At 56.0% G+C, this 19,271-nt stretch carries 10 protein-coding genes; 8 read left to right on the forward strand and 2 right to left on the reverse strand.

Features of this window, described 5'->3' with window-relative positions; all coding sequences use genetic code 11:
* Positions 1 to 148: 148 nt before the first annotated feature.
* Positions 149 to 1,975 (forward strand): AbfB domain-containing protein, encoded by a 1,827-nt coding sequence (locus tag NQZ67_RS00295; RefSeq protein WP_257441782.1) that lies wholly within the window; start codon positions 149 to 151, stop codon positions 1,973 to 1,975.
* A gap of 82 nt (positions 1,976 to 2,057) precedes the next feature.
* On the opposite strand, the gene NQZ67_RS00300 is transcribed toward NQZ67_RS00295, so the two are convergent.
* Positions 2,058 to 4,301 (reverse strand): AraC family transcriptional regulator, encoded by a 2,244-nt coding sequence (locus NQZ67_RS00300; protein WP_257441783.1) that lies wholly within the window; start codon positions 4,299 to 4,301, stop codon positions 2,058 to 2,060.
* Positions 4,302 to 4,654: 353 nt separating this feature from the next.
* Between NQZ67_RS00300 and NQZ67_RS00305 the strand changes: the two genes are divergently transcribed.
* The 4 genes from NQZ67_RS00305 to NQZ67_RS00320 all read left to right on the forward strand — a co-directional run bounded on the left by NQZ67_RS00305 (position 4,655) and on the right by NQZ67_RS00320 (position 15,214).
* The gene (locus NQZ67_RS00305) at positions 4,655 to 5,578 is read left to right on the forward strand and encodes an ABC transporter permease (protein WP_257441785.1); all 924 of its coding nucleotides are present in this window, start codon (positions 4,655 to 4,657) and stop codon (positions 5,576 to 5,578) included.
* 13 nt (positions 5,579 to 5,591) lie between these two features.
* Positions 5,592 to 6,485: a carbohydrate ABC transporter permease gene (locus NQZ67_RS00310; protein ID WP_257441786.1), complete on the forward strand. Its 894-nt coding sequence runs from the start codon at positions 5,592 to 5,594 to the stop codon at positions 6,483 to 6,485.
* Positions 6,486 to 6,541: 56 nt separating this feature from the next.
* Complete coding sequence (locus tag NQZ67_RS00315) at positions 6,542 to 8,131, forward strand: extracellular solute-binding protein (RefSeq protein WP_257441787.1); 1,590 nt, start codon at positions 6,542 to 6,544, stop codon at positions 8,129 to 8,131.
* Between the two features lie 114 nt (positions 8,132 to 8,245).
* Positions 8,246 to 15,214 (forward strand): S-layer homology domain-containing protein, encoded by a 6,969-nt coding sequence (locus tag NQZ67_RS00320; RefSeq protein ID WP_257441790.1) that lies wholly within the window; start codon positions 8,246 to 8,248, stop codon positions 15,212 to 15,214.
* A 144-nt stretch (positions 15,215 to 15,358) separates the two neighbouring features.
* On the opposite strand, the gene NQZ67_RS00325 is transcribed toward NQZ67_RS00320, so the two are convergent.
* Positions 15,359 to 16,576 (reverse strand): YecA family protein, encoded by a 1,218-nt coding sequence (locus NQZ67_RS00325; RefSeq protein WP_257441791.1) that lies wholly within the window; start codon positions 16,574 to 16,576, stop codon positions 15,359 to 15,361.
* A gap of 158 nt (positions 16,577 to 16,734) precedes the next feature.
* On the opposite strand from NQZ67_RS00325, the gene NQZ67_RS00330 reads away from it, so the two are divergent.
* Genes NQZ67_RS00330 through NQZ67_RS00340 form a run of 3 tightly spaced genes read left to right on the forward strand, consistent with a single transcriptional unit; the run spans position 16,735 to position 19,222 of the window.
* Entirely contained in the window at positions 16,735 to 17,373 is a 639-nt protein-coding gene (locus tag NQZ67_RS00330) for a TetR/AcrR family transcriptional regulator (protein WP_257441792.1), read from the forward strand.
* 12 nt (positions 17,374 to 17,385) lie between these two features.
* On the forward strand, positions 17,386 to 18,264 hold the full coding sequence (locus NQZ67_RS00335; RefSeq protein ID WP_257441793.1) for an alpha/beta fold hydrolase: 879 nt from the start codon (positions 17,386 to 17,388) through the stop codon (positions 18,262 to 18,264).
* Between the two features lie 19 nt (positions 18,265 to 18,283).
* On the forward strand, positions 18,284 to 19,222 hold the full coding sequence (locus tag NQZ67_RS00340; protein WP_257441794.1) for a DeoR/GlpR family DNA-binding transcription regulator: 939 nt from the start codon (positions 18,284 to 18,286) through the stop codon (positions 19,220 to 19,222).
* Positions 19,223 to 19,271: the final 49 nt, after the last annotated feature.

Here is a 19,271-nt window from a genome sequence, read left to right on the forward strand (position 1 = left end):
CATGCAAGCATTGTTCACTTTTAACGCAAGCTCTAGCCGTGTTACATATAAACCGAAAGCGAAGGCTTTCATGAAAATGGAAGGAAGGAGGATGCGGCAGCAGTTCTGGAATGTCGTATACCAAATCTCAACGAAAGCGAGGTTTATGATGAGCAAATTATTTAAATCCATGTTGGCAGGCATGCTGGCCGTTGCTCTATGCCTAGCCGGATCGCCCGCGCCCGCCGAAGCGGCGCCTCAGACCCTTACGAACGGAACGCCATGGAAGGATGTCAATAACGCGTCGCTTCAGGCGCATGCCGGCTCGATCCTCAAAGTAGGCTCCACCTACTATTGGTACGGCGAAGATAAGATCCACAATAGCGCAAACTTTAAAGCGGTAACTGTCTATTCTTCGACGGATTTGAAAAATTGGACATGGCAAAGCTATGCTTTGACGCAGGCGTCCCATTCCGAGCTGCAAAGCGCCAAAATCGAGAGGCCGAAGGTCATCTACAACGAATCGACGGGCAAATACGTGCTGTGGGGGCATTACGAGAACGGCAGCGACTATTCCCTCGCCAGAGTGGCTGTCGCGACGTCGTCGACGCCGACCGGTCCGTTCACGTATCACGGCAGCTTCCGGCCGAACAACAACGAATCCCGGGATATGACGATCTTCAAGGATACGGACGGAACCGCGTATCTCATCTCCTCCTCGGACAATAACTACAATTTGCGGATTTATAGGCTCACGTCCGATTATCTCGGCATCGACGCCGAGCTGAACATGATCTATGAAGGCGATCATCGCGAGGCGCCGGCCATCGTGAAGAAGGGGTCCATCTATTATTTAATTACATCCGGAGCATCGGGCTGGTATCCGAACCAGGCGATGTACTCAACCGCAACCAGCTTGAACGGACCATGGTCCGCGCTGCAGCCGCTGGGCAATTCGTCCACGTTTTATTCGCAATCCGCCTTCATCCTTACGGTCCAAGGCAGCGGCGCGACCAATTACATCTATGTCGGCGATCGTTGGAACCCGGGCGCGCTCGGCGATTCCCGTTACGTCTGGCTCCCGCTTACGCTGAACGGAACGACGGCAGCGATGGATTATTACGACCAGATCAGCATCGACGCGGCTACAGGGGCGGTATCGGGCGTATCGAACGGCACGCTGCTGTCGCAAGGCAAGCCGGCTACGGCGCAATCGGCGCTGGCCGCGAATCCCGCCGGCTTCGCGAATGACGGCAGCTATCAGACGGAGTGGGTCGGAACAAGCGTCACCTGGCCGCATTGGTGGAAGGTCGATCTCGGTTCGGTGCAGCAGATCAACAATGTGCAAATCTCCTGGTGGATGATGAAGGGCTCCGAAGGCTTCTACCAGTATCGAATCGAGACGAGCACGGACAACGTGAACTGGTCGGTCGCATTGGATCGCACGGGGAATACGACATACGGCTTCACCTCGGATACATTCTCCGCGCATGCGCGTTATGTCCGTATCAACATGGTCAACGCAGACTTGTGGAACAATCCCGGCAATTGGTATACGCCGAGAATATGGGAGGTGAAGGTGTACGGTCAGCAGGCGGACGCGGCAAGATGGCAGTCGCATAACTTCCCGACGAGGTACATCGCGAACGACGGCGGGGCGGCCAAAATCGTCGACAATCCGACGGCGGCTAACTCCGAATGGATCATGGTCCCCGGACTCGCGGATCCCGCAGGCGTCTCTTTTGTTCTGAAAAGCAATCCTTCGGTCTACTTGAGGCATTACAATTACGTGCTCCAAGCGCAATCGGGCTCCGGCTCCACCTTCGCGGCCGACGCCACCTTCTACAAAGTAGCCGGTCTTGCGGACGGCGGCAAAGCTTCCTTCCGGTCGTATAACTTCCCGACCCGGTACATCAGGCACTCGAACAATATTCTGCGAATCGATCCGATCAGCACGGCGACGGAGAAGAGCGACGCAACGTTCGCTGAGCAATAGAAGGCTAGCAGGCGATACGCTGCCCAATCGAAAAAGGCTTACGCTCACGCGTAAGCCTTTTCTGTTGGCTGCGATAACCGCGCTACCCTCCGGGCTGCTGCTTGGCGGAATGGGCGCTGCGATATTCGGCCGGCGTGACGCCGTTCAGCTTTTTGAAGATGCGATGGAGGTACGAGCTGCTGGTGTAGCCGGTCTGCTCGGCGATTTCCGCTACCGACAGCTCGGTGCTGCCGAGCAGCTCCTTCGCTTTGCCGATACGGACCTGATTGATCATGTCGACGATCGTCGTGAGCGTCTGCTGGCGGTAGATGCGGCTAATATGATAGGTCGACATGTCGAGCTGCTCGGCGATGAAGTTCAAGCTGAGATTGGGATCCGCGAAGCGGGTGTCGATCATCTCGGTTATCCGGAGAATAAGATCCTCTTGCCTGCTGCTGCGCTTGGCGACCAGCGTATCCTTGAGCTCATCGAAAAACCGGTAATAGCCGTCCGTCATTTCTTCCAGCGTTTCATAGTCTTCGAACCTTGGCGGCGTCAGCCGAAGCGGCGAACCGAAGCGGGTTAGTCCGTTGCGTTCGATTTCCGCGAGCATGTTGCCGAGAGAGACGGCAAGATGGGCGGAGGCGGACGCGGCGACCGCGATCGGATAGGATGACGTGCCGCTTAGAATATCGTCGAATTGCAGCTTGGCTTCGTCTGTTTTGCCCGACATTAAAGCATCCAGCATCCGCTTTTCCTTGGCGACGGGGAACGCGTATTTCGTAACGGGCTCGAGCTGAAGCTCATCCGTCTCCACGATGCATGCGCGGCCGCGGAAGAAACGATGAAGCGTCGCCTCCTTGACTTGCTTGTATAAGGCATGCAGCTCTTCGGGCCGGCTCGAGGGAGGCGTCACGGCAATCGTCAGCCCCATTCGGATATATTCCTGGCAAGCGTTCTGGATTTCGGCGAGCATGTCCCCGATCGGCGCCAGCTCCGAAGATGCGTGCTCGGGGACGTTGAGCAGCAGAAGAATGCCGTCATCGCCTAGGTCTACGGCGTCGACGCCGTACTGCCTGGAGCTGATCTCCGTCGCGATGTTCATGATGGCGAACTTGAAGGTGACCAGATCCTTCGATTGCAGAGACTCGCTTTCTTTGAAGCGGTCCAGCCTCATGAACGCAAGCCGGTAAGGCTTCGTGAAGTCGAAGGAGATCCCTATGCGCTTCAGCTTCTCCAGCTGCACCTGCGGATTGAAATCCTGAATCTGAATCAGCTTCAGCAAAGCATTCTGCCGGATCGCGTAGCTCGTATTCCGTCTCTCCGATTCAAGATCGGCGACTCTTGATTCGATCTGGTTAATCGGCGCGTACAGGTACCGGGACAGCAGCCAGGAGAGCAGAAGGCCGATCGCCAAGATGAGCGAAGCGATCTGCAGCGTTTTTGCCCGAAGCTCCTTCGTCTCCTTCACGATCTCCTCGTACGGCGTCATGCGGACGTACTGCCAGCCGTATTGATCGGGGGACGTGCGGGAGAGAAGCGTGCGGACTCCCTGCAGCTCGGCGATCCGGAAGCCGGACTCCTCCTTCTGAGCGGAGGCATGGATGATTGCGGCGTCCTCCGTGTCCAGCCCGGACGACTGCAAGTCGTCGACGGACAGAATCGCGTTCCGATCGTCGATCAGGAAGGTGCGGCCGCCGCCGTTGCTCCCCAGCTCGCGGTTGATCCACTCGGCCGACACGTTGACAATGACGGCGGAGTTGATCTGCTGCTCCAAGCCGATAGCGTCGTAGCACAAGTAGGTGTAGACGGCCGTCTCCTCCGGGAAGCGTTCGGAGGCCATGATCGTCCGCGGGATGGGAGCGAAAGGCCGGTATTGCTGGTAGTCTTCAAGAATCGAGGCGATCGAGGCGTCCATGAGCTCGTCTTCGCCGATAATGCCGCGTTGCCCGTTCTGGGCCGCTATATAATAACGCTCCTGCGCCGAATTGTACACATAGATGGAATGGATGAACGGCATCGACGACAGGTAGTTACCGAGATCGATCATGGCGGCCTGCACGTCGAAGGCGTTCGGCTCGCTGTAATACAATATTTTGGCGATGGAGCTGTTCCGATAGATTTGGAAGGAAACCGTCTGCGCGCTTTCCGTCGTCTTGGCCACGGTTCGGCTTGTCTGCTGCAGGTTGCGGAGATCCGATTCGAACGCTTTCTCCTGAAGGATGCGGGAGAAGGCAAAGAAGTATACGAAGGAGCTTACCATAAGAAACAGCGAGACGCTGACCGTGATGCCGAGCAATAACCGAATGTACAATTTGCCGTTCTGCCTGATGGAAAAAAAACGCAACCCCGATCGCCTCCCCCGAATGTGAACCCGATTGAAGTCCATGCTGATGAGTTCCATTATAGCCTCGCGGAAGCGATTACAACATAGGAGCATAGACGGTTGTTTGAACAAATTTGCGCATCCGCGTATGAACAAATCTGAAAATCGTGGATTTCTTTGCGTTTCTTCCGTGTTTTCGCGGATGCCGGGGGCTCGAAGCCGCGGTGCAGCAATGTCACAATCGTTCATGTCCCGAATGTCCGATTCGTTCAGAGGTGAACGGGATTTTCACTTTTTTGTCAGCGGCTCCTCCACTATAGTTAGGCTCATCAAGCAACATTCCAACATCAACCGGAGGAGGGAGATGAGTCGCCATGCTACGAAAAAACGGAGTCGTCAAAGAGCTTTACAAAAACCGCATTCTGCTATTGATGCTCCTGCCCACGCTGCTGTACTTCCTGATCAACAATTACCTTCCCATGATCGGCATCTACTACGCGTTCGTGCAGTTCGACTTCAATTACAATTTGTTCAAAATGGATTTCGTCGGGCTTCAAAACTTCGAGTTTCTATGGAAGTCCGGCAAGCTGACGGAGCTGACTCTCAACACGATCGGCTACAACATCGCGTTTCTCGTGCTCGTGAACGTGCTGTCCATTACGGTGGCGGTGCTGCTCAGCGAGATAAAAGGGAAATGGTTCAAGAAGGTGACGCAGTCCGTCCTGTTCCTGCCTTATTTCGTATCCTTCGTCATCCTGAGCGTCATCGTATTTAATCTGTTCAACTATGAGCAGGGGGTGCTGAATACGGTGCTGCAGCAATTCGGAGCGGAGCCGGTCGACGTCTACAGCAAGCCGAAGCTCTGGATCCTGTTCATCATCCTGTTCTACCTATGGAAAAACTTCGGCTACAGCATGGTCATCTACTTGGCTTCGATTACGGGCATCAGCGAGGAGTATTACGAGGCGGCCAAAATCGACGGGGCGAACATCTTCCAGCGGGCTTGGCATATTACGGTTCCGATGCTGAAGACGACGTTCGTCATCCTGCTGCTGTTCGCGCTTGGAAGCATCATGAAGGGCCAATTCGACCTGTTCTACCAGATGGTCGGCAACAACGGCCTGCTCTACAGCACGACGGACATTCTCGATACGTACGTGTACCGCTCGCTTCGAGTGACGTTCGATATGGGGATGGCGACGGCCGCGGGAGTCTATCAATCCATATTCGGCTTTACGCTCATTATGATCGTCAATGCCGTCATTCGCCGGATCAACAAGGATTACGCGTTATTCTAGGAGGTCATCGATTGTGAAAATAAGGGAAGACAGCGCCACCAAATGGTTTCGACTGCTGGCCTACACCGTTGTGCTTGCGGGCAGCCTCGCTTGCATCCTGCCGTTCATCTTGATCCTGTCGGCGTCATTCTCCAGCAACGAATCGATCCTTCAGGAAGGCTACGGCTTCATTCCGCCTAAGTTCTCGCTCGAAGGCTACGAGATCATCTTCCGGGTTCCCGGCGACGTGCTGCGCGCCTATGGCGTGACGACGTTTGCGACGATAGCCGGAACGGCGGTCGGATTGCTTCTGATGACGATGGCCGGTTACGTGCTGCAGCGGAGGGACTTCAAATACCGCAACCTGTTCTCGTTCCTGATTTATTTCACGACGCTGTTCGGGGGTGGACTCGTTCCCTATTACATGCTGATCACGAATTACATGAAGTTTACCGACTCGATGTACGCGCTCATCTGGCCGTCCCTGATGTCGCCGTTTCTCATTATTCTGATGCGGAGCTTCATTAACTCCGCCATTCCCGACGAGGTCGTCGAATCGGCGAAGATCGACGGGGCGAACGATTTCACGATCTATTACCGGGTCGTGCTGCCTCTAGCTATTCCCGGTCTCGCGACCGTCGGACTGTTTCTTGCGCTTCATTACTGGAACGACTGGTTCTCCTCCGCCTTGTTCATCAACGACGCGGCCAAGTACCAGCTCCAGTTCTACCTCTACAACATCATCAACACGTCGATGTTCGTCAACAGCATCGGCGCCGGAGCGGGAGTCGTCCTGTCGGAGGGCATACCGTCCGAATCGATGAAGATGGCGATGGCCATCGTCGTGACGGGACCGATTCTGCTGCTGTACCCGTTCATTCAGCGTTATTTTGTGAAGGGGCTTACGATTGGCGCGGTAAAAGGTTAGAACTTGCCCTAGCGGCATGCTAACATAAATAAATGGGGATAAAAGGGAGGATTCGCATGATCGGGAAATCGAAAAAAATGGCTTGTCTCATGCTGGTATTCGTATTGGCGCTAACCTTGCTCGCAGCCTGCTCGGGCAACAACAACGGCGGCAACAATGGGGGAAGCACCGCGGAGCCGGGCGATTCGGCTTCGCCGTCCGCCAGCGCGGCGGCGACGGAGGAGCCTACGGGCATCGATACGTCGAAGAAGGTGGAGCTGCAGTTCTATATGCTGGGCAACGCGCCGAAGGATCTGCCGAAGATCGAGGCGGAGATCAACAAGATGGCGCTCGAGGATTTGAACGCGACCGTCAAGTTCAACTATACGACATGGACCGATTGGGATCAGAAATATAAGCTGCTCCTCTCGACGGGTCAGGACGTCGATCTGATCTTCACCGCGGAGTGGACGCAGTATCAGCAATATTCGAAGAAAGGCGCTTTCCTCCCGCTGGAGGAGCTGCTGCCGCAGGCTGCTCCGAAGCTGTATGAATTCGTGCCGCAGGACATGTGGGACGCGGTCAAGATCGACGGCCACATCTACACGGTTCCCGCCACGTACAAGGAGTACGTGACGAACGGCTTCGTCTGGCGCGAGGATCTGCGCGCGAAATATAACCTGCCGAAGCCGGTCGACATCAAGACGCTGGAGGAGTATCTGGCGGGCATCAAGCAGAACGAGCCGACGATTCAGCCGATCGCGATCGGAGCGGGCATCGATATGGCGCTGTCCGACGCGTATCTCGAGTTCTATCGCAAGGTTGTCGGTCCGATGTCGTACGGCATGATCGCGCCTTACGAGGATCCGGCTAACATCACGTCCTACTGGGGCTCGCCGGAGCATCTCGAGGATCTGAAGACGTTCAAGCGCTGGGCGGACAACGGCTACTTCTCCAAGAACGAGCTGAACGAAACCGAAGGCAGCCAAGATAAGCTGGCGAACGGCACGGCGGCGGCGATGCTCGGCGACAACCCGACGCGCTACAACAGCACGCTGAACAAAATGAAATCGGTGCATCCGGACTGGGATCTCGGCTATCATCCATTCGGTCTGACGAACGGCTTCGCGACGCCGGTGCATCCGATCCACAACGGCTTCGCCATTCCGAAGAACAGCAAAAACGCCGAGCGCGCGCTTGCCTTCTACGAGAAGATGGTAACGGACAAACGATACAATCTGCTGACGCAATACGGCTTCGAGGGCGTTAACTATACGGTCGAGAACGGCTATTACAAAATGGTCGGCGACGCCAACTCGAACGGCTTCGTGCGCGAGGCGATGAACGGCTGGGCATGGCGCAATCCCGAATTCATGCTGTTCGAGCCAAGCTACGATAACGTCGAGAAGATCTTCTCCGAGCTGGATAAAGTTCAGAAGCCCGACATCTACACCGGCTTCGCGGAGGACTACACGGAGTATCAGGCGGAGAGAGCCGCGCTCGAGCAGGTCGAGAAGCAATACCTGTTCCCGCTCATGGCCGGTCAGGTAGCCGACGTCGAAGCGGGTCTCGCGACCTTCATGGAGAAGGCGAAGCAGGCGGGGCTCGACAAGGTGCAGGAAGCGTATAAGAAGCAGTGGCTCGCTTATCTGGCGGAGCGGGGGTAACTCGTTGCTGCTATAGCACGAATAGAGCGGCCGGTCGGGAGGTGATCCTGGCCGGCCGATCTTATCAAGCAATTGAAAGCGCTTTATAGCCTAAGGACGGAAGGGGAAGCGATTATGAATTGGGGACGATGGAACAGGCTGCATAAGCAGCTGGCGATCCTTCTTGTCTTGTGTCTAAGCTTCAGCGGATTTACTCCGCTGCAATATGCGAACGCGGCGGAAAGCGTAGCGGGGGAGGCGGCCGATTACGAGCCGGCGGACACGATCGCTCATGATCCGGAGCAGCCGGAGCCGGAGCAAACGAATCCGGAGCAAGCGGAGCCAGAGCAGATGAATCCGGAGCAGTCGGAGCCGGAGCAGACGAATCCGGAGCAGTCGGAGGAGCCGGCCTCACTGGAAAGCGTCACGGTGGCGCATTATCCGCTGAACAGCGCGTATCAATACGCGAATAAGCTGAACGCGAGTCAGCTGTTGAGCGGCAGCGATCCGGTCTGGCGCGCGGACTACGTTTCATTGGTGAATCCGGGCAACGCGAACAATGGTCATATTGCAGGCATCAATCCCGGAGCGGTCATAACGGGAGACAAAATATCGTTCTCCCTCGCGATCAAGCTGAACGGAATGCAGACGCGTTCAACCAGCAATCAGAATACCCTATTCTCCTACGGGGCGGATAACAATAATAATCTAACGCTGCGTCCGTATTATGGCAGCGGCACTGCCGCCGTCGTGCTCAAACGAAACGGGGCGGATGCCGTCGTTGCTTCTTTCCCGGCGCCGGCGGCCGATATGTGGCATAGCTATACGATTGCGCTCGACGGGGTGGAGGGCACCGGCAAGCTCATCGTCTGGGTGGACGGCGTCAAAGCGGCGGAAGTCGCCTCGAACGGGATCGGAGCGGACGAAATCGGCAACGGGCAATTCCGGCTCAACCGCACGATCGCAACGTTCTCCAATTTGGATTCCCACTATAGGGATGTACGAATCTTTAACGACGCCATCGGGGAGAGCGCCGCGGCTGCTTTCGCGGAGGAAATTCGCGGGTTTGCGTGGAACGACCTGCTGGCTGCGAAGCCATTGACCGATGGGATGGAAATTCGCGGGAATATGACCCTCCTGCGGGATCCGAATATAAGCTGGAGCTCCAGCGATCCCGCCGTAATCGATCCGGCCACTGGCGCGGTTACTCGTCCCGCCGAAGGAACAAGCGCGAAGCAGGTTACCCTTACGCTGAATTGGTTCGCGTTCAGTCAGTCCTTCACGGTTATCGTGCCGCCGCTCGACGCGGGGGATGATCTCATCGCCGACTTCAATTTCGATCACCCGGCAAGCGGACTCGCGGGGGCAGGAGCGAAAGCGTCCGTTCAAGGGAGCGCAGCTTACGCGGATTCCTTCGAAGGCAACGGGAAAGCGGCCCGTCTCGGCAGCGGCTTCTGGCTTCAGGTGACGAAGCAGGACGGGACGACTCCGCTTCTTGCAGGACTGAACGAGCTGACGATTTCTTACGACAGCAAGCCGAGCGGCGGCAGCGGCTGGTCGTTCTTCGCGGCTCCGGACGCCTCGGCTCAGACATATTTGAACGAGCGCTATGTGGGGATTTTGGACAAGACAAACGGAATAACAGTGGAACGCTATAACAATAGCGGCGCACGTCCGGAGGCTCTGCAAGCCGGCGGCGGCGCGGAATGGAAGCATGTGGACGTCGTTATCGCGAGCGGGGACACCAAGCTATATATCGACGGAGAGCTCGTGTCGACCGTGGCCAGCAGCCACGCGTTAACCGACATTCTGTCCGCATCGGGCGGCATTCTCCAGATCGGCAAAGGAAACTGGGGCTCCGGCGAATATTACGAGGGCTTGATCGATAATTTCAAAATGTTTAACAGGGCGCTCTCTCTCGAGGATCTGAACGACTATCGGGTGACGAACATTCCGCCGGTGATCTCGCCCGCCGCGGGACAAATCTATACGCCGGTTACTATCTCTCATCCGGCGGGGAACTCTTTCATTTATTATACGACCGACGGCTCGGACCCTACGCTGCAAAGCACGTCTTATACGGGGCCGTTCACAGTAAAGGGAGGCGTAACAGTCAAAGCGGCGGCTATCGCCCCTAACGGGAACAGCAGCGAGATCGTCTCCGTCGACTATTACGGCAGCGAGTGGGCGGCTACCGCGAACGTATTCCGTTTGAAGGACCAATCAACCGTCAATAACGCCAAAATCTCCTGGCCCGTCATTGCGACGGCGGACTATTACGAGGTGTATCGCGGGGATACGCTCGTTAGCCGGACAACCGGCGACACCGTGGACGAATACGGGCTGGAGGTCGGCCAGAGCTACGCGTACACGGTGAAGGCGTTCAAAGGCGGCGCGCAGATTGCGGCTGCCGAGACGAATGCGGCGAGCACCTTCTCCTATGATCCTTCGGCCGTTACGAAGAAGAAGGACAACTATAACGGAGCGGATAGTTTGGGACAGGGCAATCCTTACGGCGTACAAGTCGGCGGCACTTGGTACCATTACGTTTACCGGGCGGTGAAGGATGACGCTACGGGGATAGTCACGACCAGCATCTACGAGTTGACCGGAACGGACGGACTCGCTTACGGCAACGACCGCCTGCTTGGTTCTTTCGAGGACATGCGGGTGGAGATGGAAGGCTACAAACTGAATCCAGTCACCGGGAAAATCGTCTTTACCGCGCACGAAGAAGCGAGCGGCGGCTATACGAGGGCGGCGGTCTTTATCGGATCGGCGACTCCTGGTGGCAACGACTTTGCGGCGACCTTCAGAGGACGTCCTTACGACATGGATTCGCGAGACATGTCGCTGTTCGTTGACGACGATCATACGGCCTACATCTTGTTTGCGACCCGAACCAACAGCGATATCGGAATCGTGAAGCTGAACGCGGCTTGGGAGCAGCCGGCGGAGCTTGTGAACACGGCATTCGTGGGCAAGCATAAGGAATCCCCGGCAGTCGTGAAGGTCGGCGGGCGATATTACTTCTTCGGCTCTACCGCCAATGGCTGGTATCCAAGCCAGGCGGAATATGCCTCCGCCGATTCCTTGGACGGAGAATGGACGCCTCTGAGGCCGATCGGCAACGGCTCGACCTTCGCGACCCAGGCTAACGGGATTGGGAAATGGACGGGGTTGAATGGGCGTGTAGCCTTCGCCGAAAACGGCTTTCACTGGGGAGCGCAGTATGCCGCCAATTATAAGGATCCAATGGGCACCTATGCTCGTTTGTTCCCTATGGCTTTCCACAACGGAGTGGCGACGGCCGACTGGTTCCATCAGCTTGATTTGGATCCGGTGCAGGGAATGATCCCCGTTCAATCCGGCGAGCTGCTCTCCCTGGGCAAGAAGGTGACCGACTCTCAGGGACTGGATGCTGCTGCGGTAACGGACGGGGCGGACCTGGCCTCCTCGCCGAGAGTTCAGCACAGCACCTCCAGCTATAACATGGTCATGGATCTGGAGCAATCGGCAAGCCTGACCGAGATCAACCTGACCACTAGAATCGTGAACGGATCGGACACGGTCTACCGTTATACATTGGAAGGCAGCGCGGACAATCAGAGCTGGACTCTGCTTGCCGACGGTTCGGAGAACAACGTCTCCGGCTTTGTGACGAATCCGATTTCGGATACCGGCGCCTACCGATATATTCGCTTAAGCGTCACGGGCATCATCAATGTGCACAACGGTCAAGGCGCGGCTTGGGCCGACGGCATTATCGAGCTTGCGGTTTACGGTACGCCTACAATCGATAAATCGGCGCTGCAGGCCAAATACGACGAGAAGAAGGATACGGAAAAGGGCGACTACGCGAACGCGACGTGGAAGAGCGTGACGCGCGCGCTTGATCATGCAGCCGCCGTGCTCGCCGACGAAGCCGCCACGCAATGGAAGGTTGATCGGGCAGTCCTGCAAATCGATGAAGCCTTCAAATGGGCGTTGACCGTTCATCCGGAGAAAGTAGTGGACTACTCATCCGCAGGCGTGCCGGTCGGAGAAACGTGGTACGATACCGAAGGCAATCCGATCCAAGCCCACGGCGGCGGATTCCTGCAGCAAACCGCCGAAGACGGCAAGCCGATTTATTATTGGGTGGGAGAAAACAAGATTCATAACCGAGCCGCTTTCCATGCGGTAACGCTGTACGCCTCCCGCGATTTGGTCAACTGGACGTACGAAGGGGATATTATCGACCAATTTACGGAGACCGTGCCGGGAGCCGAATACGGCCTCTTGGACAATAAGTGGGAGCGTCCTAAGCTGCTGTACAACGAGAAAACAAAAAAATACGTGCTTTGGGGCCATTGGGAAACGGCAGGCAGCTATGCGAGCAGTCAAGTCGCGGTCGCGATCGCCGATCATCCGGCAGGCCCGTATACGTTCCTCGGACACTGGCGGCCGGGCGGCACCCTGCGCAACTGGCGCAGCGAAAACGGGATATTCCTCGATTCCGAATATTACAAAACAAGCGGGGTTAAGGTCGGCGTTCCGGCGGACACGCAAGGCGACGTGACGCAAATGGGGTATACGTCGCGCGACTTTACGGTATTCATGGACGATGACGGGGCGGCCTACCTGGTGTCGGCGGAAGGCCATTCCATGCGGGTCCATCGTCTGAACGACGAATATACGGACGTCGACTTCACCACCTACGAGTTCAGCGCAGCGGAGACGAAAGCGGAGGATTTCGAATCCTACAGCTTCTATGAAGACGTTGGCCGCGAAGCGCCGGCCGTCGTGCGAGGGGAGGACGGCTATTATATGGCTTCCTCGGGCCAATCCGGCTGGCTGCCGAATCAGGGGACGATCAGCTATACGGCCGATCTCACCGATCCTCACGGCTGGACGCCCGTCAAGGAGAACGGTTTGATTCTAGAGAAATATGCCTTCGGGAATAACAGCACGTTCTACAGTCAGCCGACCAACATTATGAAGCTGACCAATGCGGACGGAACCAAAACGTATGTGTACATGGGCGACAGATGGCGGTCCAGCCAGCTCTCCGATTCGCGTTACGTCTGGCTGCCGATGACGTTCGATTCCGCGGAGAAGACGGCTTCGATCGCGTATACGACGGGGTGGAAGCTGAACGCGTCGACGGGCAGCGTGCAGTTCCCTCGGCTGGAGCTTGTATCGCAGGGCAAACCGGCCGTCATCACGAATAACGACGCGGTGACCGGCATCGAGAAAGCGAACGACGGCATCGCGTATAACTTGAGAACGTCGGGCGATACGACCCATTTCTTCGGCGGTCTGGTCGGCCCTTACGAATATACGATCGATTTGGGAGAAGCGCTCGACCTGTCGCGTATAGACGTCGCTTACCGTTTGTATAACGGTTCGGAGATGTACCATAAATATGAAATTTTCGGTTCCGTCGATAACGAGAATTGGACGCTGCTGGTAGACAAAAACGATAACATGTGGGCTGGATTCAACTCGGATAAGCTGAGCGGCAGCTACCGATACGTGAAGCTGAAAGTGAACGAAGTAAGGCGCGTCAACAATAACGCGCTCAGCAACGGCTGGGGAAGCGGACTCGTCGAGGTGCAAGTGTACGCCGGCGCGGCGGCCCCGCCGGTTGATCTCGCCGAGTTGAAGGCGGCCATTACCGAGGCGGAGGCGCTTACGGCAACCGATTATACCGCTGCAAGCTGGATGGCTCTCCAGCAAGCGCTCGCGGCGGCGATCGCCGTCCGTGATAAGGCGGAAGCGACGGCGCAGGAAGCCGCGGAAGCTTTGGCAGCCCTGCGAACGGCCGTTGACGGTCTGGTCCGGAGCTCCGGAAACGGAGGCGGAGATGGCAACGGGAATGGCAATGGCAATGGCAATGGCAATGGCGGAGACTCACCGACCGTGCCGGATGCCGGAAGCCAACCCGTCATTACCGACTCCATGATCACGGTAGAGGCTGCGCCGAATAAGGAAGGGGTTGCGTCGGTTGCGTCGGTCAAGCTGGATTCGGCCCATATCCAGGATGCGCTCGATGAGCTGAGCGGCGGCACGCTCAGCATCATCTTGAAGAACGATGCAGGTGCAAGTAAGCTCGAGCTTGACCTTCCGATCGAGCAGCTTCGCAGCGCGGCGGGCGACAAGCTGAAAACCGTTTCCATAAATGGCGTCGGGGTTAAGGTTTCACTAGACAGGAAGTTCTTTACAAAAGGCGAAGCCAAGAAAGCGGCCCGTCTGCGGTTCTCGGTGAACCAAGTGGAGCATTCCTCATTGTCTCCAGAGCAGCAGCAGAAAGTGAGGGATAACGCGGTTATCTATGACTTCGAACTGACGCTCGACGGCGTCAAGATAACCTCGTTCGAAGGCAATGAAGTAACCGTAGAAGTGCCATACACGCTGAAGCCGGGAGAAAAGGGGAATCAGGTGGTCGTGTATTACTTGTCGCATAACGGGGAGCTCGAAGTGGTCCGGAACGCGAAGTATGACCCGGCGACGGGCACCGTGACGTTCCGTCCGGAGCACTTCAGCAAATACTTCCCAGCCTTTGCCGGCAAATCGTTCCATGATTTGCGCGATGCCGAGTGGGCAAGGGAGTCAATCGAGGCGTTGGCGGCAAGAGAGGTGTTGAACGGCGTAGGCGAGGAGCTATTCGATCCGAACGGGCAGGTGACGAGAGAGCAATTCATTACAATGCTCGTGAACCTGTTCGGTCTGCACGATCCAGGAGCGGTAACGACGTTCTCCGACGTGGAGAAGGGTGGCTGGTATTACGAAGCGGTGGCGGCTGCCGAACAGCTTGGAATCGTGAACGGGAAAGAAGACGGCACGTTCGGTGCAGGCGAAAGCATCAGCAGGCAGGACATGGCGGTTATGCTGTACCGGGCTTCCAAAGCAATGGGGCTGGAATGGAGTGCTCCGGCTGCGGAAATCCAGTTCGCGGATAGAGCCGATATGGCGGATTATGCCATCGAGGCGGTAGTCGTTATGCAGCATATGGGACTCTTGAACGGAATGGGCGATAACCGTTTTGCGCCGGAAGGCATATCGACCAGAGCGCAGGCCGCGGCCGTGCTTTACAGGATTTTTCTTGTGCTGCAGCCCTAATGAATAGTTAAGCCCGCTAGAACAATAAGGGGACATCCTTCCTAATATGATGGAAGGATGTCCCCTTTTCCTAGGTCAAGTTGAACGACTTGACCCAGGAGTGAAAATCACTCTTGCAGCACAGTAGCGGCAGCATACGATCTGCTAGCCCCCACAGCACTTCTTGTACTTTTTCCCGCTGCCGCACGGGCAGGGATCGTTCCTGCCGACCTTCTTACCGGCTGGGAAGCTGATCACGTTCGAATCAGCTGCGGCGCGAGCCGGAGGAGCGGCAAGAGGACCGACTTGGGTTGTTCTGGCGAATTCGTCCGGGGAGTATCCCTTCAAATGCCACTTACGCGTCTGGTTCATGAGCGGGATCAACACGCCCATGAGGCGCTCCATAATCCGTTGTTCAAGCTCAATTACTTCTCCGAGCTCGTCGATGATGTCTTGCATGGCCGCGCCTGCCTGAATGCCGTTGACGCAATTGTCCGCGATATAACCAGCTTCCTCAGGGGACATATCGAATTGAGCGGCGAGAAAAGCGGAGAACGCTCTGTAGGCCTGATTACGGTCAACGAATCCCAATTCGCCCGCCTGGAGCAGTTGTTCCTTCGAGAAAGGATAATAATCGAGGCTTGGACGAAGCTTGTGCTCGTCCCAAATTTCTTTCTCGTCGGAGACGGACAGATATCGGAAGATGCCGTCTTCTACGTAATACTCATATAGATCCGAATACATAACGACAATGGATGCCGTATCGGAGCTGTCATGCTCGCCGACATACTTCCGAAAAAGCTTGACGAAATCTTCCGTATTCAGCGCGCCGTAATAATAAAGCAAGCCTTGAGCCAGCTTGCACCACTCCGTATTTCGTTCCATAATGGCGCGATAGCTTGCGGTGTCATGAGCTTTGAATGCCTCTATTAGCTCGGCCGGCATGACCAACGACTTTTCTCCGTCGATCTTGCCCGTATAGACGATGCCCAAATCCACGAAATCGCTGTATAAGTAAGGGTTAACCGGCTGCTTCTCGAGAGATGCGACGCCGTTATCCTTGACCAGATTCGACGTAAAACGGTAGCGGCGCTCTTCCAGCCGGTCGAAATGGAGAGGAGCCTGCTCCAGAATACCATTCGCGAGCACCTCGATCAGCGCGTCCTTCTTCAAGCCGCTAACGCCTTTGATTCCCAAATTCGTCCGAATTACGGTCAGATCGTCCTTCGTCAGTCTGGACAACCCTTCCGCCAGCGTGATGGAAGGCTCAATCGCTTTGAATCGTTTTTCCTCCCACTTCGCTTCCGATTTATCAATATCCGTCTGCCAGTTTTCGAACGCTTCAAGTATTTCGTTCTGTTCTGATTTCAACATATTCGTCATGCTAGATTTAAACTCTCCTTGCGAATCATGGTATAGCCTGTTAGAAAGACTTCGTTCCATTCTACCACAAGTCGGGAAATCGTGCCTTTACCATTGCCCGAATTGATAAAAATTGGTATTATTTGAATGAACGTTCATTCAAATATCTGGAGAGGCGGGTGATTTCCATTTCCGCGCAAAGCGAGCAGCTAATGCAGGCGTTTCAATCCGGCTTCGAGCAAAGCTCCTTCAGCAACGGCGAGCGGCAAATCATGCTGCATGCCGTCGAAGTGTTCTCGCGCAAAGGCTTCGTCGGGACCAAGATTAAGGACATCGCGCAAAGCGCAGGCTTTAGTCAAGGCTACGTCTACACGTATTTTAAGTCGAAGGAAGACATTTTTACGAGAATTGCGGCGTTGGCATCGGGCGGCGCAGGACGGGCGGTTCGTTATGCGGCACAGCTTCGCGGAACGGCGATTGAGCGAATCGGATGGCTGACGGAAGCCTTTCTCTCGCCGGACAGCCTCGCGATGCAGCATTGGCGGCTTATGCTTCTGCTATCGAGCGCGACAGACGCCATACCGGACGAAGCGAAACGAATTTCGAAGGAAAGACAGGCGGAGCCGATTGAGGCCTTTATTCCTCTAATTATTGAAGGCCAGAACGAAGGGGACGTGGTCCAAGGAGACCCGCTCATGCTGGCTCTTGCGTACTTCTCGATGGTGCAAGGGGTAGGTCTTGCCCGGTTGCAGACGACGATGCCGCTTCCGTTCCCAACGGCGGAGGTCGTGCTGCGGCTGCTGCGAAAAAACGGATAAGGGGAGATGACGATGATCCGAGTTTTTAAATCCGATCAAGCCCGCCGCCGCGTACTTGCATCCTATGACGAAATCATCGCCAGCTGGGGCGTCGAAGCCGAACAACGAAGCGTCATGACCCGGTACGGGATAACGCACTGCTGCATCGCGGGCAGCCCGCAGCATCCGCCGTTGTTCCTGCTCCACGGTGTAGGCGACAACTCGGCGGTCATGTGGGCGCTGAACATGAAGGAGTTGTCGACCCGTTATTACTGCATCGCGATCGACACGTTAGGCGGACCGGGGAAAAGCGTGCCTGGTGATCGTTACAAAAAAGGCGAGTTCCTTCAAACGGAATGGCTCGATGAGGTAATCCGGAGCTTTGATTATGAGCGTATCAGCCTTGCCGGCGTATCGAACGGAGCTTACATGGCGTTCCGCTATGCGACTGTGCATCCCGAGCGGGTCAATAAGGTCGTCTGTATCGAAGGAGGCATCGTGACGAGCCCTCTGAAAGCGATGCTTCGAACGATGGGAATGATGTTCCCCGAAATATTGTTTCCGACGGAGCGCAGCATGTTAAGGATCGTGAGAAAGCTGAGCTCCCCGTCGTCCGACGTATGGGAGAAACACGAGCCGCTGGCCCGTCATCTCGTTCTGCTTATGAAGACCCACAACGCAAACGCCATGTTCCCGCACGAGCTGGTCCCTTTTGAAGAATCGCAAGGCCAGGGCATCAGGGATAAGCTGTTGTTCCTGATCGGCGAGCACAGCCGAATAACGAGGAAGGCATTTTCGGACGTGCTGGATGCAGGCCGATTCCGTTACGAACGGATTTCGAATGCCGGGCATGGCGTGAATCACGAGCAGCCGGAGGCGTTCCAGCGGACGATTCTTCAATTTTTAGAATAAGGAAAGAAGAGAAGATCGAATGAAGCAGGGGAAGGATCCTCTTGCATCGGTTTGGTCTTCTTATTATGCAAAAGAAACAACCAAAACCAACGAAAACGGCGAAGAAGGAAAACAAATTATATTGAACCTGCTCCGGTTTCAAGGCAAGATTCGCACGCCGGAGCTGGCCGCCAAGCTGGACGTATCGACGGAGTCGGTGCGCCGGTATTTGGAAGAGCTGGAGTCTGAGAACAAGCTGAAGCGCGTCTATGGCGGAGCGGTAAAAATGACGTTCGATAGGGAAGAACCATCCAAATTCAAACGGAAGGTGCTACGCATGGACGAGAAGCGGCGCATCGGTCGCGCCGCCGCCGAGCTGGTGCAGGATAAGGACGTCATCATTCTCGACGACGGGACGACGACGCTGCAATTGATCGAATTTCTGCTCGGCAAGTCCGGAATTACGGTCATCGTGGTGTCGGTTCCGGCGCTTACGCTGCTCATCGATTACAAGAACAAAGGCATGTGCGATGGCGACATCGTCTTCGTCGGCGGCCGGATCAACGCCACGCATTACCGCACATCCGGCTCTCTCGCCCGGCATTTCTCGGAGACGTTCCACGCCGATAAGGCGTTTCTCGTGGCGGACGGCATTCATGCCGACCTCGGCGTAACCAGCTACGACGATAATCGGGGACTGCTGTCCCGCGCCTTCATGAGACAGTCGAGCCAGACCATCGTGCTAGCCGACCATTCGAAAATAGGGGAGAACCGCTTCTGCAAAATCGCCGACTGGAGCGAGGTCGATATCATTATCAGCGATGTCATGCCTCCCCCTGAGTGGGAGATGAAGCTGGAGGGCACGGAGTGGATCGCGGCGACGGAGTTGGCCAAGACGGAGCGCTCTCAAGTCCCCAGTACCCTGCCGAACCCGCGGAAAGTCCAGGTCGAGGTAAGAACTAAGTCACCTCGTAGCTGACAGGCAACTAGTAGAGAAATACTAAGGATTGAAACCCTGCGACGAAGTA

It is taken from the genome of Paenibacillus soyae (assembly GCF_024623455.1).
In the GTDB taxonomy this organism is placed as follows: domain Bacteria; phylum Bacillota; class Bacilli; order Paenibacillales; family Paenibacillaceae; genus Pristimantibacillus; species Pristimantibacillus soyae.